The sequence below is a fragment of the Saccharothrix coeruleofusca genome (genome assembly GCF_014648515.1).
In the GTDB taxonomy this organism is placed as follows: domain Bacteria; phylum Actinomycetota; class Actinomycetes; order Mycobacteriales; family Pseudonocardiaceae; genus Actinosynnema; species Actinosynnema coeruleofuscum.
In genome coordinates, this window is record NZ_BMRG01000019.1 from 130,935 (window position 1) to 145,657 (window position 14,723).

The 14,723-nt window shown below is 72.3% G+C and carries 14 protein-coding genes; 7 read left to right on the plus strand and 7 right to left on the minus strand.

From position 1 onward, the window contains the following. Window positions 1–53: 53 nt before the first annotated feature. Window positions 54–593 carry a hypothetical protein gene (locus tag IEZ00_RS30930; RefSeq protein ID WP_189226891.1) on the minus strand — a complete coding sequence of 180 codons (540 nt, stop codon included), beginning with the start codon at window positions 591–593 and terminating at the stop codon, window positions 54–56. A 198-nt stretch (window positions 594–791) separates the two neighbouring features. Between IEZ00_RS30930 and IEZ00_RS30935 the strand changes: the two genes are divergently transcribed. The 6 genes from IEZ00_RS30935 (at window position 792) to IEZ00_RS30960 (ending at window position 6,493) form a co-directional block, all read left to right on the plus strand. Continuing rightward, window positions 792–1,700, plus strand: a complete 909-nt coding sequence (locus tag IEZ00_RS30935; protein ID WP_373293232.1) for an ABC transporter ATP-binding protein — start codon at window positions 792–794, stop codon at window positions 1,698–1,700. Further along, a complete protein-coding gene (locus tag IEZ00_RS30940; RefSeq protein ID WP_189226893.1) occupies window positions 1,697–2,491 on the plus strand; it encodes an ABC transporter permease in 795 nt (264 codons plus the stop codon). The genes IEZ00_RS30935 and IEZ00_RS30940 overlap by 4 nt, the downstream gene beginning before the upstream one ends. Beyond that, window positions 2,491–3,675: a streptophobe family protein gene (locus tag IEZ00_RS30945; RefSeq protein WP_189226894.1), complete on the plus strand. Its 1,185-nt coding sequence runs from the start codon at window positions 2,491–2,493 to the stop codon at window positions 3,673–3,675. Before IEZ00_RS30940 ends, IEZ00_RS30945 begins: the two co-directional genes overlap by 1 nt. Then, window positions 3,672–4,361, plus strand: coding sequence for a response regulator transcription factor (locus IEZ00_RS30950; RefSeq protein ID WP_189226916.1), 690 nt, complete (start codon window positions 3,672–3,674; stop codon window positions 4,359–4,361). The genes IEZ00_RS30945 and IEZ00_RS30950 overlap by 4 nt, the downstream gene beginning before the upstream one ends. Continuing rightward, window positions 4,358–5,821, plus strand: coding sequence for a sensor histidine kinase (locus IEZ00_RS30955; RefSeq protein ID WP_189226895.1), 1,464 nt, complete (start codon window positions 4,358–4,360; stop codon window positions 5,819–5,821). Before IEZ00_RS30950 ends, IEZ00_RS30955 begins: the two co-directional genes overlap by 4 nt. 114 nt (window positions 5,822–5,935) lie before the next feature. Continuing rightward, window positions 5,936–6,493, plus strand: coding sequence for a hypothetical protein (locus IEZ00_RS30960; protein WP_189226896.1), 558 nt, complete (start codon window positions 5,936–5,938; stop codon window positions 6,491–6,493). A 46-nt stretch (window positions 6,494–6,539) separates the two neighbouring features. Here the strand turns inward: IEZ00_RS30960 and IEZ00_RS30965 are convergent, their stop codons facing one another. After that, on the minus strand, window positions 6,540–7,592 hold the full coding sequence (locus IEZ00_RS30965; RefSeq protein WP_189226897.1) for a PaaX family transcriptional regulator: 1,053 nt from the start codon (window positions 7,590–7,592) through the stop codon (window positions 6,540–6,542). Window positions 7,593–7,856: 264 nt separating this feature from the next. Between IEZ00_RS30965 and IEZ00_RS30970 the strand changes: the two genes are divergently transcribed. Continuing rightward, a complete protein-coding gene (locus IEZ00_RS30970) occupies window positions 7,857–8,801 on the plus strand; it encodes an extracellular catalytic domain type 1 short-chain-length polyhydroxyalkanoate depolymerase (RefSeq protein ID WP_189226898.1) in 945 nt (314 codons plus the stop codon). A gap of 95 nt (window positions 8,802–8,896) precedes the next feature. Here IEZ00_RS30970 and IEZ00_RS30975 read toward each other — a convergent pair whose 3' ends face one another. The 5 genes from IEZ00_RS30975 to IEZ00_RS30995 form a co-directional block, all read right to left on the minus strand. After that, the gene (locus tag IEZ00_RS30975; protein ID WP_229796271.1) at window positions 8,897–10,471 is read right to left on the minus strand and encodes a glycoside hydrolase family 43 protein; all 1,575 of its coding nucleotides are present in this window, start codon (window positions 10,469–10,471) and stop codon (window positions 8,897–8,899) included. 54 nt (window positions 10,472–10,525) lie between these two features. Continuing rightward, entirely contained in the window at window positions 10,526–11,374 is an 849-nt protein-coding gene (locus tag IEZ00_RS30980) for a carbohydrate ABC transporter permease (RefSeq protein WP_209617564.1), read from the minus strand. Beyond that, complete coding sequence (locus IEZ00_RS30985; protein WP_189226899.1) at window positions 11,371–12,327, minus strand: carbohydrate ABC transporter permease; 957 nt, start codon at window positions 12,325–12,327, stop codon at window positions 11,371–11,373. The genes IEZ00_RS30980 and IEZ00_RS30985 overlap by 4 nt, the downstream gene beginning before the upstream one ends. Further along, window positions 12,324–13,589 (minus strand): extracellular solute-binding protein, encoded by a 1,266-nt coding sequence (locus IEZ00_RS30990; protein ID WP_189226900.1) that lies wholly within the window; start codon window positions 13,587–13,589, stop codon window positions 12,324–12,326. Before IEZ00_RS30990 ends, IEZ00_RS30985 begins: the two co-directional genes overlap by 4 nt. Before the next feature lie 474 nt (window positions 13,590–14,063). Continuing rightward, window positions 14,064–14,723 (minus strand): glycoside hydrolase family 6 protein (locus IEZ00_RS30995; protein WP_229796272.1); only part of this gene is annotated, 660 nt, incomplete at its 5' end.

Sequence of the window (14,723 nt, forward strand, 5' to 3'; positions counted from 1 at the left end):
GGCACCGGACGGCCTCGTCGTCGACGCCAGGAGGTCCCGGCGGCCGCACCCCGTCACACCGTGTTCAACTCGGCCAACCTGGCCAGGATTCGCGGCGCCAGCTCCGACGGTGCCAGGCGGTAGTCGACCCAGCGGTCGCGGGCGTCGGGCTTCATCGAGGCGTAGAACCTGTACCGGTCCCTGCTCGTCGGCCTCCCCGCGCCCGCGGCGTACACCTGGCTGGGCACCAACCACGCGGTCATGATCGCGCCGCGGTCGACGTCCACGGCGATGAACAGCATGTCGAGGTTCGGACGGCGCCGGAAGGTCTGCGCGCGGACGAACGCCACGAACGTCTCCGACCGCACCCTCTTGCTGTCCGACATGCGCGCCTTGACCTGCACGGCCAGCGTCGCGCTGCTGTCCCGCCGGTTGAACACCAGGTCCACGCCCTCGTCGTCGACCAGAGAGGTCGACACGTTCAACTCACCCCGCGACGCCAACATGCACGACGCCGCGACGAGGTACTCCGCGGCCTTCCCCATCCGCCCCGCCGACGGCGACCTGTCCGGCTCGTCGTCAACACCGTCGGCACCGCCGTTGTCCTCGGTCATGACACGACATCATCCGGCACGTCCCGCCCTTGCGCGCGGCACGGGGCGGGGCGGCACCCGGTCCGCAGGCGACCGCCGGATCTGGGTGTTCCCTGTGAATGCGCCGCCGCGACCGCGGTCAGGGGCCGGATTCCCCCGGTTCTCACAGGAACTCCCAGTGATCGATCAGGTCGGGTCGCCACTCTCGGCACCATGACGATGATCGACGTGCGGGGGCTGACCAAGCGGTACGGCCCCGACACCGTGGTGGACGACTTGTCGTTCACCGTCGAGGCCGGACAGGTGACCGGGTTCCTCGGGCCCAACGGCGCGGGCAAGTCCACGACCATGCGGATGATCCTCGGGCTGGCCGCGCCCACCAGCGGCTCGGCCACCGTCGGCGGACGCCGCTACCGCGACCTGCCCGCGCCGCTGACCGAGGTGGGCGCGCTGCTCGACGCGGGCGCTGTGCACGGCGACCGGAAGGCCCGCGACCACCTGCTGGCGCTGGCCGTCGGCAGCGGACTGCCCCGGCGCCGGGTGGACGAAGTGCTCGCGCGAACCGGGCTGGAGGGCGTGGCGGGCAGGCGGGCGGGTGGCTTCTCGCTCGGCATGCGGCAGCGGCTGGGCATCGCGGCGGCCCTGCTCGGCGACCCGCGGGTGCTGATCTTCGACGAACCGGTGAACGGGCTCGCCCCCGAGGGCATCCGCTGGATCCGGGGCTTCATGCGCTCCCTGGCCCGCGAGGGCCGTGCGGTGCTGGTCTCCAGCCACCTCATGAGCGAGATGGCGCAGACCGCCGACCACCTGGTCGTGATCGGCCGCGGCAGGCTCGTCGCCGACACGAGCGTGAGCGAGTTCCTGCGCGGCAGCGGGGAGGGCACGGTGCTCGTCCGCACCGGTGAGCCCGCCGCGTTCACCCCCCTGCTGACCGCGGCGGGCGCCACCGTGCGGGAAGGGCCCGAGTCGTCGCTGGTGGTCTCCGGCCTGACCGGCGAGGAGATCGGCAAGCTCGCCGCGTACCACGGCGTCGCGCTCAGCGAGCTCACCCCGCGCCGCCCCTCGTTGGAGGACGCCTTCATGGAGCTGACCAGGGACAGCGTCGAGTACCGGGGGGTGACCGCGTGAACGGCGTCGCGCGGCGGGCGCGGTTCGGCCACACCCTGCACGCGGAGTGGGTGAAGTTCCGCAGCCTGCGCTCCACCTGGTACATGCTCGTCTGCCTGTTCGCGGTCGGGCTCGGCGTCATGGCCCTGGCCATGGGGCGGGCGGGCGAGACCTACCGGGGCGCGTCGGCTGCCGAGCGGCTGGCGTGGGACCCGACCAACCTCAGCCTGACCTCGTACCTGGTGGCCCAGCTGATCATCGGGGTGCACGGCACGCTGGTCGTCACCTCCGAGTACGCCACCGGCCTGGTGCGGACGTCGCTGGCGGCCACGCCGCGCAGGCACCGGCTGCTCGCGGCCAAGGTGGTGGTGACCACCGCCGTGGCCGTGGTGGCGGGCCAGGCGCTGATGTTCGCCGCTTTCCTGCTCGGCCAGGCGCTCCTGGCCGCCCAGGACGTGCCGAACGCGGCGCTGGGCGATCCCGGCGTGCTCTCCGCCGTGGCGGGCGGCGGGCTCTACCTCTCGGCGATCGCGCTGCTGGGGATCGGCCTAGGCACGATCCTGCGCGCCACGGCGGGCGCGATCGCCACGTTGGTGGGCATCGTGTTCCTGGTGCCCGCCCTGTCCGGTCTGCTCCCCTCGTGGCTGCGGGGTCTGCTCGACTTCTGGCCGAGCCAGGGCGCCGCGGCGGTGTTCACGACGGTCCCCGACCCCGCCCACCCGCACCCCTGGCTGAACCTGGGCGGCATGTGCCTGGGCATCGCCGCCGTGCTGGCCGCCGGGTTCGTCCTCTTCCACCGCCGGGACGTGTGATGGCGGCGTGGCGTGACGTGCTCCGGGGTGCCGCGGCGGCGGTCGCGGCACTGGCGGGCATGGCGGCCGTGGCCACGGCCGGGCTGGCGCTGCTGGACGCGGGGCGGATCGGCGGGTTCGGCGGGCTGACGGCGGCCGTGGTCGCCCTGGCCGTGGGCGGCTCGGCGGAGTTCGACGCGGTGCGGGCGGGTGACCTGCCGCTCGTGGTGCGGGGCGGCGTCGGCGTGGTGCCGTTGGGGGTCACGCTGGTCGGCACCGTGGTGTTGGGCTGGCTGCTGCTGCGTCACCGGGACAGGTTGCTCGTCCGTGGGGCGGCGGCGGCCGTGACCTTCCTCGCGGGTGTCGTGGCGGTGGTGGCGGCGGCTCGGGGCGCGGTGACGCTGCCCGGTGGTGGGGCGGCGCTGCCCGGCGGTGCGGCGGCGGGTGGCGGGTCCGGTGTCTGCGGGCTTCCCGAGGTGGGTCCCTTCGGCCGCGGTGGGTCCGTCGGCGCGCTCGATGTCGGGTTCTCCGTGCCCCTCTGGCCGACGTTGGCCGGTGCGGTGGCTTGGGTGTGCGCGGTCGTGGGACTGTGCTGGCTGGTCGTGCGGTTCCGGATCGCGGTGCGCGGTGCGCTGTGGGTGGTGGGCGGGCTCAGCGCCGTGTGCCTGCTCGCCGCGTGGGCGGCGGGCGGAGCGATGGCGGTGGGCGGTGTCCTGCTGGTGCTGCCGCTGGTGGTTTTCGGGGTGCTGTCGCTCGGCTTGGGCGTGCCGTGGGCGGTGAGGTCGGACGGCCCGCTCTCGTGCGTCCTCGACGGTGTCGCGCCTCCCGCGCCAGGCGGGTCGCTGACGTGGGTGGCGTCGGCCGTGCTGCTGGTCCTGGGCATCGTGGTCGCACTGGCCGGTGCGCGGGACGGTGGGCCGCTGCGCCGTGCCGCGCGCGACGGCGCGGTGACGAGCGCGGTGGTGGGCGTGCCGCTGGGCGTCCTGGCGTTGCGGGCCGGGGTGTCGGTGGAACTCGGCGTCGGCGCCTTCGGGTTCTCGTTCCCGCTGCTGGAGGCGTGGGCGGCGACGAACCCCCTGGCCGCGTTGGGAATGGGGTGCGCGGGCGGCGCGGCGGCGGGCTTCGCGGGCAGCCTGCTCGTCCGGGGTGCCCTCCGGTGGGCGTCCGTATCCTGGCCCGCGTGGAGGAACCGGAGCGGGCGATGACGCTGCTGGTGGTGGACGACGAGCCCACCGTGCGGGAACTGCTGTCCGCGACGCTGCGCTTCGCCGGGTTCCGGGTGACCTCCGCGTCGACCGGGGCCGAGGCGGTCGCCTCGGCCACCGCGCAGCCGCCCGATCTGGTGCTGCTCGACGTGATGCTGCCGGACGTGGACGGGTTCGAGGTGGTCCGGCGGCTGCGCGAGCAGGGCGCGCAGGGCCGCCGGGGGCCGGTCCCCGTCCTGTTCCTCACCGCGCGGGACCGCCAGGCCGACAAGGTCGCGGGCCTGGCCCTGGGGGCCGACGACTACGTGACCAAGCCGTTCGACCTGGAGGAGCTGATCGCCCGCATCCGCGCGATCCTGCGCCGCACCTCGGGTCCGCGAGCGGGGGTGCTGGTGGTGGGCGCGCTCGCGCTCGACGTCGAGGGGCACCGGGTGACGCGGGCCGGGCTGCCCGTCCGCGTCTCCCCCACCGAGTTCCGGCTGCTGCGCTACCTGATGGAGAACGCCGGGCGCGTGGTGTCCAAGGCGCAGATCCTGGACCGGGTGTGGCGCTACGACTTCGGCGGCGACGCGGGCATCGTGGACACCTACATCTCGTACCTGCGGCGCAAGGTCGACACCGAGGACCCCAAGCTGATCCACACCGTGCACGGCGTCGGGTACGTGCTGCGGGAGCCCTCGGGATGAGGCGCGTGCTCGGCCGGTTCTCGCTGCGGGCCAGGCTCCTGCTGCTCACCGCGAGCCTGCTGCTGGCCGGGCTGGGCCTGGTCGGCGCGGTCGTGTCCGACCAGTTGGAGCGCTACCAGCTCGGCCGGGTCGACGCCCAGCTGCGCTCGTTCGGCGAGATCATCGCCCACGCCCCGGCCACCGCCTCCGTCCGCCCCCTCGACACCGCGGACCGCCCCGACCTGCTCGATCCGGCCCTGGAGGTGATCGGCGCCCCCTACCTGGTGCGCTTGGACGAGAACGGCGCGGTGGCGGGCGGTCTGCGCTCCAGCGGGCTGGACGACGCGACGCTGCCCGCGTCCGACGAGCTGCGCACCGTGCCCACCGGCGGCGCCCCCGTCGACCTGCGGGCCGCGGACGGCTCGGGGCGGTGGCGCGCGATCGCGCGCCACGTCGCCGGGTGGGACGGCACGGTCGTCATCGCCGCACCGCTGGCCGAGGCAGACGCCACCACCGCCCGCCTGCGGACGACGAGCCTGGTCAGCGGCGCCGTGCTGCTCGTGCTGCTGACGGCGGTCGGCTGGTTCGCCCTGGGCCGGGGTCTGCGGCCGCTGCGCCGCATCGAGCACACCGCCGCCGCGATCGCCGACGGCGACCTCACGCGGCGCGTGCCGGGCCTGGCCGCGCCCACCACGGAGGTCGGTCACCTGGCGGCCTCGCTCAACACCATGCTCGGCCAGCTCGAACAGGCCTTCGCCGACCGGGCCGCGTCCGAGGCGCGCATGCGCACGTTCCTGTCCGACGTCAGCCACGAGCTGCGCACCCCGCTGTTCGGCATCAAGGGCTCGACCGAGCTCTACCGGATGGGCGCGCTGCCCGAGCGCGCCGACGTGGACGAGGCGATGCGCCGCATCGGCCACGAGGCCACCCGGCTCACCGCCCTCACCGAAGACCTGCTCCTGCTCGCCCGGCTGGACGAGGCGCCCGAGACCCAGCTCGACCGCGCCCCGATGGACCTGCGCACCCTGGCCAACGACGCCCGGCACGACCTGCGCGGCCTGGACCCGTCCCGCCCGGTCGAGATCACCGGTCCCGGCGGAGTCGGGCCACCGGGCCCCGCCCCGGTCCACGCCGACGAGGACCGCCTGCGGCAGGTGGTCGCCAACCTGATCGGCAACGCCGCCACCCACACCCCAAGGGGCAGCGCGGTGCGCATCGGCGTGGGCACGGCCGACGGCCGCGCCGTGCTCGAAGTGGCGGACGAGGGCCCCGGCCTCACCGCCGACCAGGCCATGAGGGTGTTCGACCGCTTCTACCGCACCGACCGCTCCCGCAACCGCGCGGGCGGCGCCAACACCGGACTCGGCCTGGCCATCGCCCGCTCCCTCGCCCGCGCCCACGGCGGCGACGTCGAGCTCGACACGGCCTTGGGCGAGGGTGCCTGCTTCCGCCTCACTCTGCCCCTGCTCGGCGGGCACTGAGCACCCCCTCCAGCAACGCGCAATCGTGCGGAGAAGGGACTAACCCGTTGGGGCGAATCGGGTAACGGTTGGCGCAACCCCGCTGACATCATCCGTGACACAGGGGTGGTGACCATGACTCAGGACTGGAATCAGTGGTCCAACGTCCAGGGTGACGGGAACAACGTCTTCCAGGGCAAGCGCGACGTCCGGGTGAAGCACATCGGCGCCAAGACCAACAAGTTCAGCTTCAAGGGGCTCGGGCTGCCCGTGCTCGTCGTGGCGGTCGTCGCGGGCGGCGGGTTCGGGGCGTACCAGATCGCCACGGGCGGCACGAGCGGCACGGCGAACGCCGCCGAGGCCGTCGGCACGTGGCGGTTGGAGCGGTCGGGCAGCGTGGGCGACATGCCGTCGGTGCTCACCGTGGACCAGGGCGGGGCGTTCGACCTGAAGATGACGGTGGAGTGGAACTTCCCGAACTTCGGCGGCGACCGGATGCCGCAGCCGCAACTGCCTTCGATGGGGTGGCACTGCGCCGGGACGACGGCGGCGGAGGGCGACCACCTGCTGTTCAGCACCACTTCCGGGCCCTGCGGCGCGATGCCCGGCCGGGTCGTCGGCAACCGGATCGATCTCGACTTCACGTCCGACCAGGGCAAGCAGACGCTGTCGCTGATCAGAGCGGCCGGGTGAGCAGGCCCGCGTCAGCAAGTACTACCCGAGCTGCCCGCGCGGGCCGTCAACTACCACCCGATGCCCCGAACGCTCGGCTCGCGGTGCGTGAACGCTCGGTTCGCGGTGTCCGGACGCGCGACTCGCGGTCCGCGGGGGTCGGCGCGCAGTCCAGCAGGTCGGCGACGGTGTGGGCGCGGATGAGGGTGGGCGGGTCGGTGGTGAACCCGCCCGCGACGGCTCGCACGTGGTCCTGCGCCGGGGCGGCCAGGCCGTCGTAGACCGCGGCGAACAGGTCGCGGGCTGGTTCGCGCGGCCATCCCGGTGGGAGCAGGTCGAGCGGCAGCCGGGGGTCGAGGTAGGGCAGGCGGCGGTAGGTGTCCATGACCTCGGTGCGGGCCCGGACCGCCTCGGCGCCGGTGATCCGGGCGGCGCGGATGTCGGGCAGCAGCGGGCTCCAGCGCTGGAGGAAGGCTTCGTACTGGCGGGCGATGGCGGTGGTGTCCCAGGCGTCGACGGGCTTGCGACCGATCCCGTCGAGTTCGACGTGGTCGGCGCGGAAGACGGTCACGCCGCCGGGTGCCAGACCGACCAGCCGCGCCTTGGCCTTGTCGGTGAGGTCGTGGGGGGAGATCCAGAGGCCGTCGTAGAGGGGGGCGAACCCGAGCCAGCGCAGCCGACCGCGCAGCTCGCGCCGCTGGGTGGCCTCGTCCTGGGGCAGCGAGAAGGCGATCAGGGTCCACCGCCGGTCCCACGGGCCGGTGTCGGTGGCGGTGGCGGCGATCGCCCGGCCGCCCGCGGTCAGCACCGAGGCGGCGGCCTCGGTGAGCCGGTAGGAGCTGTTGCGGCCCCGCCTGCTGCCTTCCAGCACACCGCGGCGGGCGAGGCGGCTGATGGTGGTGCGCGCGCCCGCGTGGCTGACACCGGCCTCGGCGAGCAGGGCCACGATGGCGGCCGACGGCAGCCAGGCGCGGGTGCGCAGGGTGTAGTCGGCCAGCAGGGTGACCGCCAGGCCCTGCGGTGAGTTGCCGGTCTGCCGCCTGGGCAGCAGGACGGGTTCGACCGCGTCGCCGGGGAAGTCGCCGGGGAAGATCTCCTCGATGTCGTAAGGGCTCGTCACGGCGGCTCCGGCGTGGCTGGGCAGGCGGTCGCACCGACTGTAATCGGCTCCAGCCGGATCGGGTCCGCCCACCGAGACCCTTGGTTGACAGTTTCCCGACCGAGGTACAAGCTAAGTGTCACATGTCGGGTGCTGGCCCCGATCCGGCGACAGCCCCCGACGGGCACCTGCGCGCGTGGCCCTGCCTCCCCCGCACCGCGGTCGCCCACCACCGCCGCCGCCCCTCCCCCATCCGGTCGTGCGCGGAACAAAGGAGTCGAGCGCATGAAGATCAGAGGAAGTCTTCCCCTCGTCGCGGTGGTGTCGTTGCTCGTCGGCGGCTTGGCCGTCGCGACTCCCGGCTCCGCGTCCGCGGCGTCGCTGACCGAGGTCACGAACTTCGGCAACAACCCCGGCAGGATGCGGATGCACGTCTACGTGCCGGACACCCGCCCGACCAATCCCGGGATCGTGGTGGCCATGCACGGCTGCGGCGGCTCGGGCCCCGGTTTCTACTCCGGCAGCGAGTTCGCCTCGCTGTCCAACCGGCACGGGTTCATCGTCATCTACCCCAGCGCCCAGCAGCAGGCCGGGTTCGGCAACTGCTTCGACACCTGGTCCGAGGCCGCCAAGCGTCGCGACGGCGGCAGCGACTCGGTGTCGATCGTGTCCATGGTGAGGCACGTCCAGCAGCAGTACGGCGGCGACCCCGCCAAGGTCTTCGCCACCGGGTCCTCCTCCGGCGGCATGATGACCAACCAGATGCTCGCCCTGTACCCGGACGTGTTCAAGGCAGGCGCCGCGTTCATGGGCGTGCCCTTCAACTGCTTCGCCAACGCCGCCGACTACCCGCCGGGCAGCAGCCGGTGCACCGGCAGCGGGGGCGCCAACCGCACCCCGCAGCAGTGGGGCGACGCGGTCCGGCAGGCCTACCCCGGCTACAGCGGCACCCGTCCGCGCGTCCAGCTCTGGCACGGCACCGGGGACACGCTCGTGCCGTACTCCTTGCTGCAGGAGGAGATCGAGCAGTGGACCAACGTGTTCGGCCTGAGCCAGACGCCGAGCTCCACCGACACGCCGCAGAACAACTGGAACCGCCGTCGCTACAACGACTCCTCCGGCACCACGCTGGTGGAGGCGTACAGCATCCAGGGCGCCGGGCACTCCCTGCCGTCGTCGGGCATGGCCGCGCAGGCCATCGCCTTCTTCGGCTTGGACCGCCCCGCCTGACCGGGGGCAGCGCCGCCTGACCGGCGGCGCGCCGCAACCCGGTTCGCGACGCCCCGGCCGCTTCCGCCGCCGGGGCGTCGCGAGCGCGCGGTCACTCACGAGCCTCGCGGCACATCGAGCGGTTCGTGGTCGAACCAGTCGAACCACGCGGTGCCCTCGGTGACGTACATGCCGATCACCCGCCCCGTGAATCCGGTGGCGACCTCTGTGGACAGATACCTGCCGTCGAGTTCGGCCAGCGGCAACGGGTCGTCGCCGACGTGGAAGGCGATGAAGTCGGGCGCGGCGACGTGCAGACCCGACGGCTCCCCCTCGGCGGGCGGCCTTTGCGCGGCGGGTCGGGTGGTGATCGTCAGGACCAGCGGGCCCGGCGGCACGGGGCGCGTCGCCGTGCTCTGGCGCAGCGGGCCTATGCGGGCGATGACGCTGACCTGCCCGTCGGCGACCTCCAGGTCGTAGTGGTGGGCCTCGTCCATGCGCACCGACAGTCCCGCCCTGCCGGAACCGGGGTCCAGCAGGACCGCGGTCCGGCTGTCCTGGTGCCGCTGCCGCCGCCCGACGAAGGTGCACCCCGGTCGGTCCAGAGTGGAGCCGGTGGCGCGCAGGGTCAGCCACCCCGGCCGCTCGGTCAGCGACCACGCGTCGTCCGGGCGCGACCGCGGCGAGATCCACCGGGGCGCGAGGACCGGCGCGTCGAAGTCGTCGCGCACGGGCTCGACCTCCAGCGGTCGAGGGGGGCCAGGTGCCCTCTCCCGCAGGTTGACAGGACCGACGTGCGGCCAGCCGTCCTCCCAGCGCACGGGGGTGAGGAAGGTTTCGCGGCCCAGCACGTGGAAACCGGGGCTGTACCCGCGTGGCCGGGTGCCGAGCAGGATCATCCACCACTGGCCGTCCGGGGTGGTGACGAGGTCGGCGTGGCCGGTGCTCTGGATTGGCTGGTTGGTGCTGCGGTGGGTCAGGACGGGGTTGTTCGGGGCCGCTTCCCACGGACCGCGCGGTGACCGCGCGCGCGCCACGGCCACGGTGTGACCGCGTTCGGTGCCGCCTTCGGCGATCACCAGGTACCACCACTGCCCGATGCGGTACAGGTGGGGCGCCTCGGGCCACTGCAACCCGGTTCCCGCCCATGCCGGGAACGGTCCCTCCAGCACCTTCCCGGCCTCGGGGTCGACGCGGGCGATCCGCACGCCGTGGAAAGCGGGTCCGTCTGCACCCGCGAAGGCGCACCAGCAGTTGCCGTCCTCGTCCCACGCCAGGTCGGGGTCGATGCCGGGCAGGTCGATCCACACCGGGTCGCTCCAGGGCCCTTCGGGCCGCTCCGCGGTGACGATGAAGTTGCCGCCGTGCGAGACGTTCGTGGTGATCAGCCAGAACCTGCCGTCGTGGTGGCGGATCGTGGGGGCGTAGATGCCGTCGGAGGCGGCCGCGTCGGGCGGCAGCGGCAGCTGGGACGGCCGGTCCAGGACGTTGCCCAGCTGCCGCCAGTGCACCAGGTCGCGGCTGTGGAAGATCGGCACGCCGGGGAAGTACTCGAAGCTGGAGCACACCAGGTAGTAGTCCTCGCCGACCCGGCACGCGCTGGGGTCGGGGTGCAGGCCGGGGATGACGGGGTTGTCGTAGTACCAGTCGTTCGCCTGGGATTCGGGCAGCCGGTCGTCAGGGGTGTGCACGGGTTCTTGTCTCCGGGATGTCGTAGGAGGAGCGGGCGGCGGGTGCGCGGCGGCCTACCCCTTGAAGGCGCCTTCCAGGATGCCCGCGACCATGCGCCGCCCGACCAGGACGAACAGCGCGACCAGCGGGACGGTGGCCATAAACGAGCCCGACATCGCCAGGCCGAGGTCGACGTCGTAGCTGTTCTGCAGCGCCTTGATGGCGATCTGGGCGGTGTAGCGCTCCGGCGACTTGAGCACGATGAACGGCCAGAGGAAGTCGTTCCACGCGGTCACGAAGCCGAACAGGCCGAGCACGAAGGCGGCCGGGCGCACGATGGGGAAGGCGATGCGCCAGAACACCTGCCAGCTGTTCGCGCCGTCGATGCGGGCCGCCTGCATCAGCTCGTCGCTGATGGTGGCGGTGATGTGCTGGCGCATCCAGAAGATGCCGAAGGCGCTGGCCAGTCCGGGCACCACCAGTGCCTGCAGGGTGTCCACCCAGCCCAGCTCGGACATGATCATGTACTGCGGGATGACCGAGAGCTGCGTGGGCACGGTCATGGTCAGCAGGACGATCAGGAACAGGACGTTGCGGCCGGGGAAGGCCAGCTTGGCGAAGGCGTACCCGGCCAGCGCGCACAGCACCGCCTGGCCCACGCCGATCGCGGTGGCCACGAACAGGCTGTTGAGCAGCGCCTGCACGAACGGCACCGTCTCCATCACCAGGCCCGCCAGCGCGAAGAAGTTGCCACCGGGCACGACCTCGGGCGGCATCTGCGTCGCGGTCGCGGTGTCGGTCGTGGCCACGATGAACATCCAGTACAGCGGGAACAAGCACGCCACGGTGGCCGCTGACAGCATCAGGTAGGTCCACCAGCGGACCCGGCCGTGGCGCCGCGAGCGCGGCGCGGCGGTGCTCACCGGTCCGCCCTGATCCGGCTGGACAGCAGGTAGTTCACCGCGGCGATGGCCACGACCATGACGAACAGCGCGACCCCGACAGCCGAGCCGTAGCCGAACTCGAACTGGCCGAAGCCCTGCTCGTAGAGGAACAGCGTCAGCGTCTGGCACTGCCGCACCGCGCCGCAGGTCAACGGCGCGCCGGTGGCGATCAGCAGCGGCTCGGTGAAGATCTGCAGGCCGCCGATGGTGGAGGTGACCACGGTGAAGATGATCACCGGCCGCAGCGACGGGACGGTGATGTGGCGGAACCGCTGCCAGGCCCCCGCGCCGTCGATCGCCGCTGCTTCGTAGATCGCGCGCGGCACCGCTTGCAGCGAGGCCAGGTAGAGCAGCGTGGTGTAGCCGAACCACCGCCAGATCACCATCGTGGCGATGAGGACGTGACTGCCCCAAGTGGACTGCACGAAGTCGACCGGCTGCACGCCCACCAGGCCCAGCAACCAGTTGAGCAGCCCGTAGTCGCGGTCGAACAGCTGCACGAACACGATCGCGGTGGCCGCCACCGAGGTCACGTAGGGCACCAGCATCGACATCCGGAAGAACAGCGCGAACCGCAGCCGGGCGTGGTTGAGCACGTGCGCCAGCACCAGGGCCAGCAGCAGCTGCGGGATCGTGGACAGCGCCCAGATGCTCACCGTGTTGCCCGCGGCGTTCCAGAACCGGGGGTCGCCGAACATCCGGGTGAAGTTGTCCACGCCGATGAACACCTGGTCGCCGATGGGGTTCCAGTCGAACAGCGCGACGTAGAAGGTGAAGGCGAAGGGGAACAGCCCGAAGACGGCGAAGATGATGAAGAACGGGGCGATGTAGGCGTACGGCGCCAGGCGCTCCCCCAGCCCGCGGTAGGTCCGCGGGACCGGGGGCGGCGGGGCCGGGCGCACCGGGGCGAGCGTGACGGCCACCGCGGTCACCCGCCGATGGCGGTCTTGATGTTGCGCACCGCGTCGTCCCACGCGGTGGCCGGGTCGCCGCCGCTCTGCTCGACGTTGGTGATGGCGTTGAGGAACTCCTGGCCGATGGTCGCGCTGTCGGGTCCGATGTAGAACGGCTTGAGCCCGAGCACCGCGTCGGTGTAGATCTTGCCGGTCGGCGCGTCGGAGAAGAACGGGTCCTTGGCGTCGGCGAGCTTGGGGTCCTGGTAGACCGAGGGGGTGGAGGGCAGCGCCCCGACGCGGGTGAAGTGCTCCAACTGCCCCTGGGGGGACTGCATCTCCTTGATGTAGTCCCAGGCCGCCTGGGGGTTCTTCGCGCGCTTGGGGATGGCCAGGTAGCTGCCGCCCCAGTTGCCGGAGCCGCCGGGGATCTTCGCGATGTTCCACTTGCCGTTGGTGTCGGGTGCGGTGCTGCGGATGGTGTTGAGCATCCACGACGGTGCCGACACGGCGGCGTACTGGCCCTGCGCCATGCCCGCGCTCCACGCGCTCTCGAACGAGGACTGCCCGGCGGTGATCCCGGCGGTGGCCGCCTTGATGCCCAGCTCGAACGCCGCCTTCACCTGCGGGTTGGTCTCGTAGACCAGCTTGCGGTCCTCGCTGTAGTACTTCTCCGAGACCTGGTTGACCGCCTGGTAGAACACGCTGGTGGCCGCGTTGTCGGTGAACGCCTTGCCGGTGGCCTGCTTGTAGCGCTTCCCGGTCTCGATGAACGCGTCCCAGGTCGGCCACAGCGCGCTCACCGCCTCCGGGTCGGTGGGCAGCCCGGCGGCGGCGAACAGGTCGGTCCGGTACGCCACGGCCATGCCGCCCACGTCGGTGGGCACGCCCAGCACCTCGCCGTCCTTGGCCACGCTCTGCTTCCACACCCAGTCCAGGTAGTCGCCCGCCATGTCGTCCGCGCCCAGCGTGCGCAGGTCCACGAAGTTCTGCGGCTGCTGCACGAACTGCGGCAGGTTGTCGCCCTGGATCAGCACCAGGTCCGGCACCTTGCCGCCTGCCAGCGCCGTGGTCAGCGCCTGCGCGGTCTCCACCGAGGTGCCCACCTCGGTCAGCTTGACCTCCACGTCCGGGCGTTTGGCCCGGTAGGCGTCCACGGACAGCTTCTGGTTGATGGCCGCGAACGACCAGAACTCGAACGACTTGCCGTCCCCACCCCCGCCACCACCGGCGCCGGGCGTGCAGGAGGTGGCTAAGACGAGTGCCGCGACGGCGAGCAGCAGGGGCGGGCGGAGGGTCACGTCGTGTCTCCCAGGGGTGCGGGCAAGCGGCGCAGCGATCGCTCGAAAGTTTCGGCATTGACTCCGATTGTTAGCGCTCACGACGGTAAGCCGCGTCACATTCGCCGTCAAGGACAAGCCGCCGGGACTACTGCGGGACCATCCCGCGCGTCACGCTGCCGAAAGTACTTTCGTTAATGATCGAGCGATCGGCAATCGATGTCTGTTCCGCTGCCGCGTCGCGGGCACCACGTTCCACGACGTGCGAACCGGCCGAGCATCAAGTCGACAGGGTTTCGTATCTCCAAGACTTGTTAGCGCGAACAAGCCCGCGGGTGCGCACAACTCGTCCGCGTCGGGGCGGACGATCGGGGAGGTTCCCCGTCCGACGGAGGCGATGGGGCCGGACGGGGAACCGCTTCGGGACGGGCGCGGGGTCGGGCGCACGCGGTGCCGCTGCTGATCAACGCCACCGGCCGCCGACCACGCGCTGGGTCACCGCCCGGCCGAGGCCGGGGCGTCGCTCGTGCTGGTCGACCTCCTCGCGGTCGCCAGCTCGTACGCGCGCTGCGGCACGAACTGCCCCGCGGGCGCGATGCAGCCGTCCGCCTCGCCGGGCAGCTTGACCCACAGGAACGCCTCGATCTGCCCGTCCCCGGTGTTCCTGGTGCTGGGCGTGCCGATCGCCCGGCCGGGCGGGTCGCACCACTCCTCGCCCAACGGGCCGTTGCCGTTGCGGCTGGTGTCCACCACGGCCTTGAGCCTGCCGTTGCCCAGGGCGTTGAGGATGGCCTTGGCGTAGGCCACCTCGTCGGAGGTGGTGCGGTAGTTCGACACGTTGGTGGCGATGCCGTCGCCGCTGTTGGCGACGTCGGCCCCGCGCAACCTGTTGGCCGCCTCCGACGGGCTCAACCACGCGGAGTTGCCGATGTCGAAGTAGACCTTGGCCTGCGACGAACCGGCCTTGAGCTTCCTGCCCGCGTAGGCCATCGACGCCATGGTCTCGCGCTGCTGGTCCGCGCTCTGGCAGTTGCTCATGATGGGCAGCACGTCGGGTTCCAGCACGATGGCCGCCGGACGGCCCGCCAGGCCCGCCGCGACCTCGTCCACCCAGGCCCGGTAGGCCTGGTGCGAGGGCGCTCCGCCGCCGCTGGC

Excerpts from the sequence above, each read along its gene's own strand:
- IEZ00_RS30950 (WP_189226916.1), top strand. The coding sequence starts at position 3,672 with ATGACGCTGCTGGTGGTGGACGACGAGCCCACCGTGCGGGAACTGCTG.
- IEZ00_RS30945 (WP_189226894.1), top strand. The coding sequence starts at position 2,491 with ATGGCGGCGTGGCGTGACGTGCTCCGGGGTGCCGCGGCGGCGGTCGCG.
- IEZ00_RS30970 (WP_189226898.1), top strand. The coding sequence starts at position 7,857 with ATGAAGATCAGAGGAAGTCTTCCCCTCGTCGCGGTGGTGTCGTTGCTC.
- IEZ00_RS30960 (WP_189226896.1), top strand. The coding sequence starts at position 5,936 with ATGACTCAGGACTGGAATCAGTGGTCCAACGTCCAGGGTGACGGGAAC.
- IEZ00_RS30935 (WP_373293232.1), top strand. The coding sequence starts at position 792 with ATGATCGACGTGCGGGGGCTGACCAAGCGGTACGGCCCCGACACCGTG.
- IEZ00_RS30955 (WP_189226895.1), top strand. The coding sequence starts at position 4,358 with ATGAGGCGCGTGCTCGGCCGGTTCTCGCTGCGGGCCAGGCTCCTGCTG.
- IEZ00_RS30930 (WP_189226891.1), bottom strand. The coding sequence starts at position 593 with ATGACCGAGGACAACGGCGGTGCCGACGGTGTTGACGACGAGCCGGAC.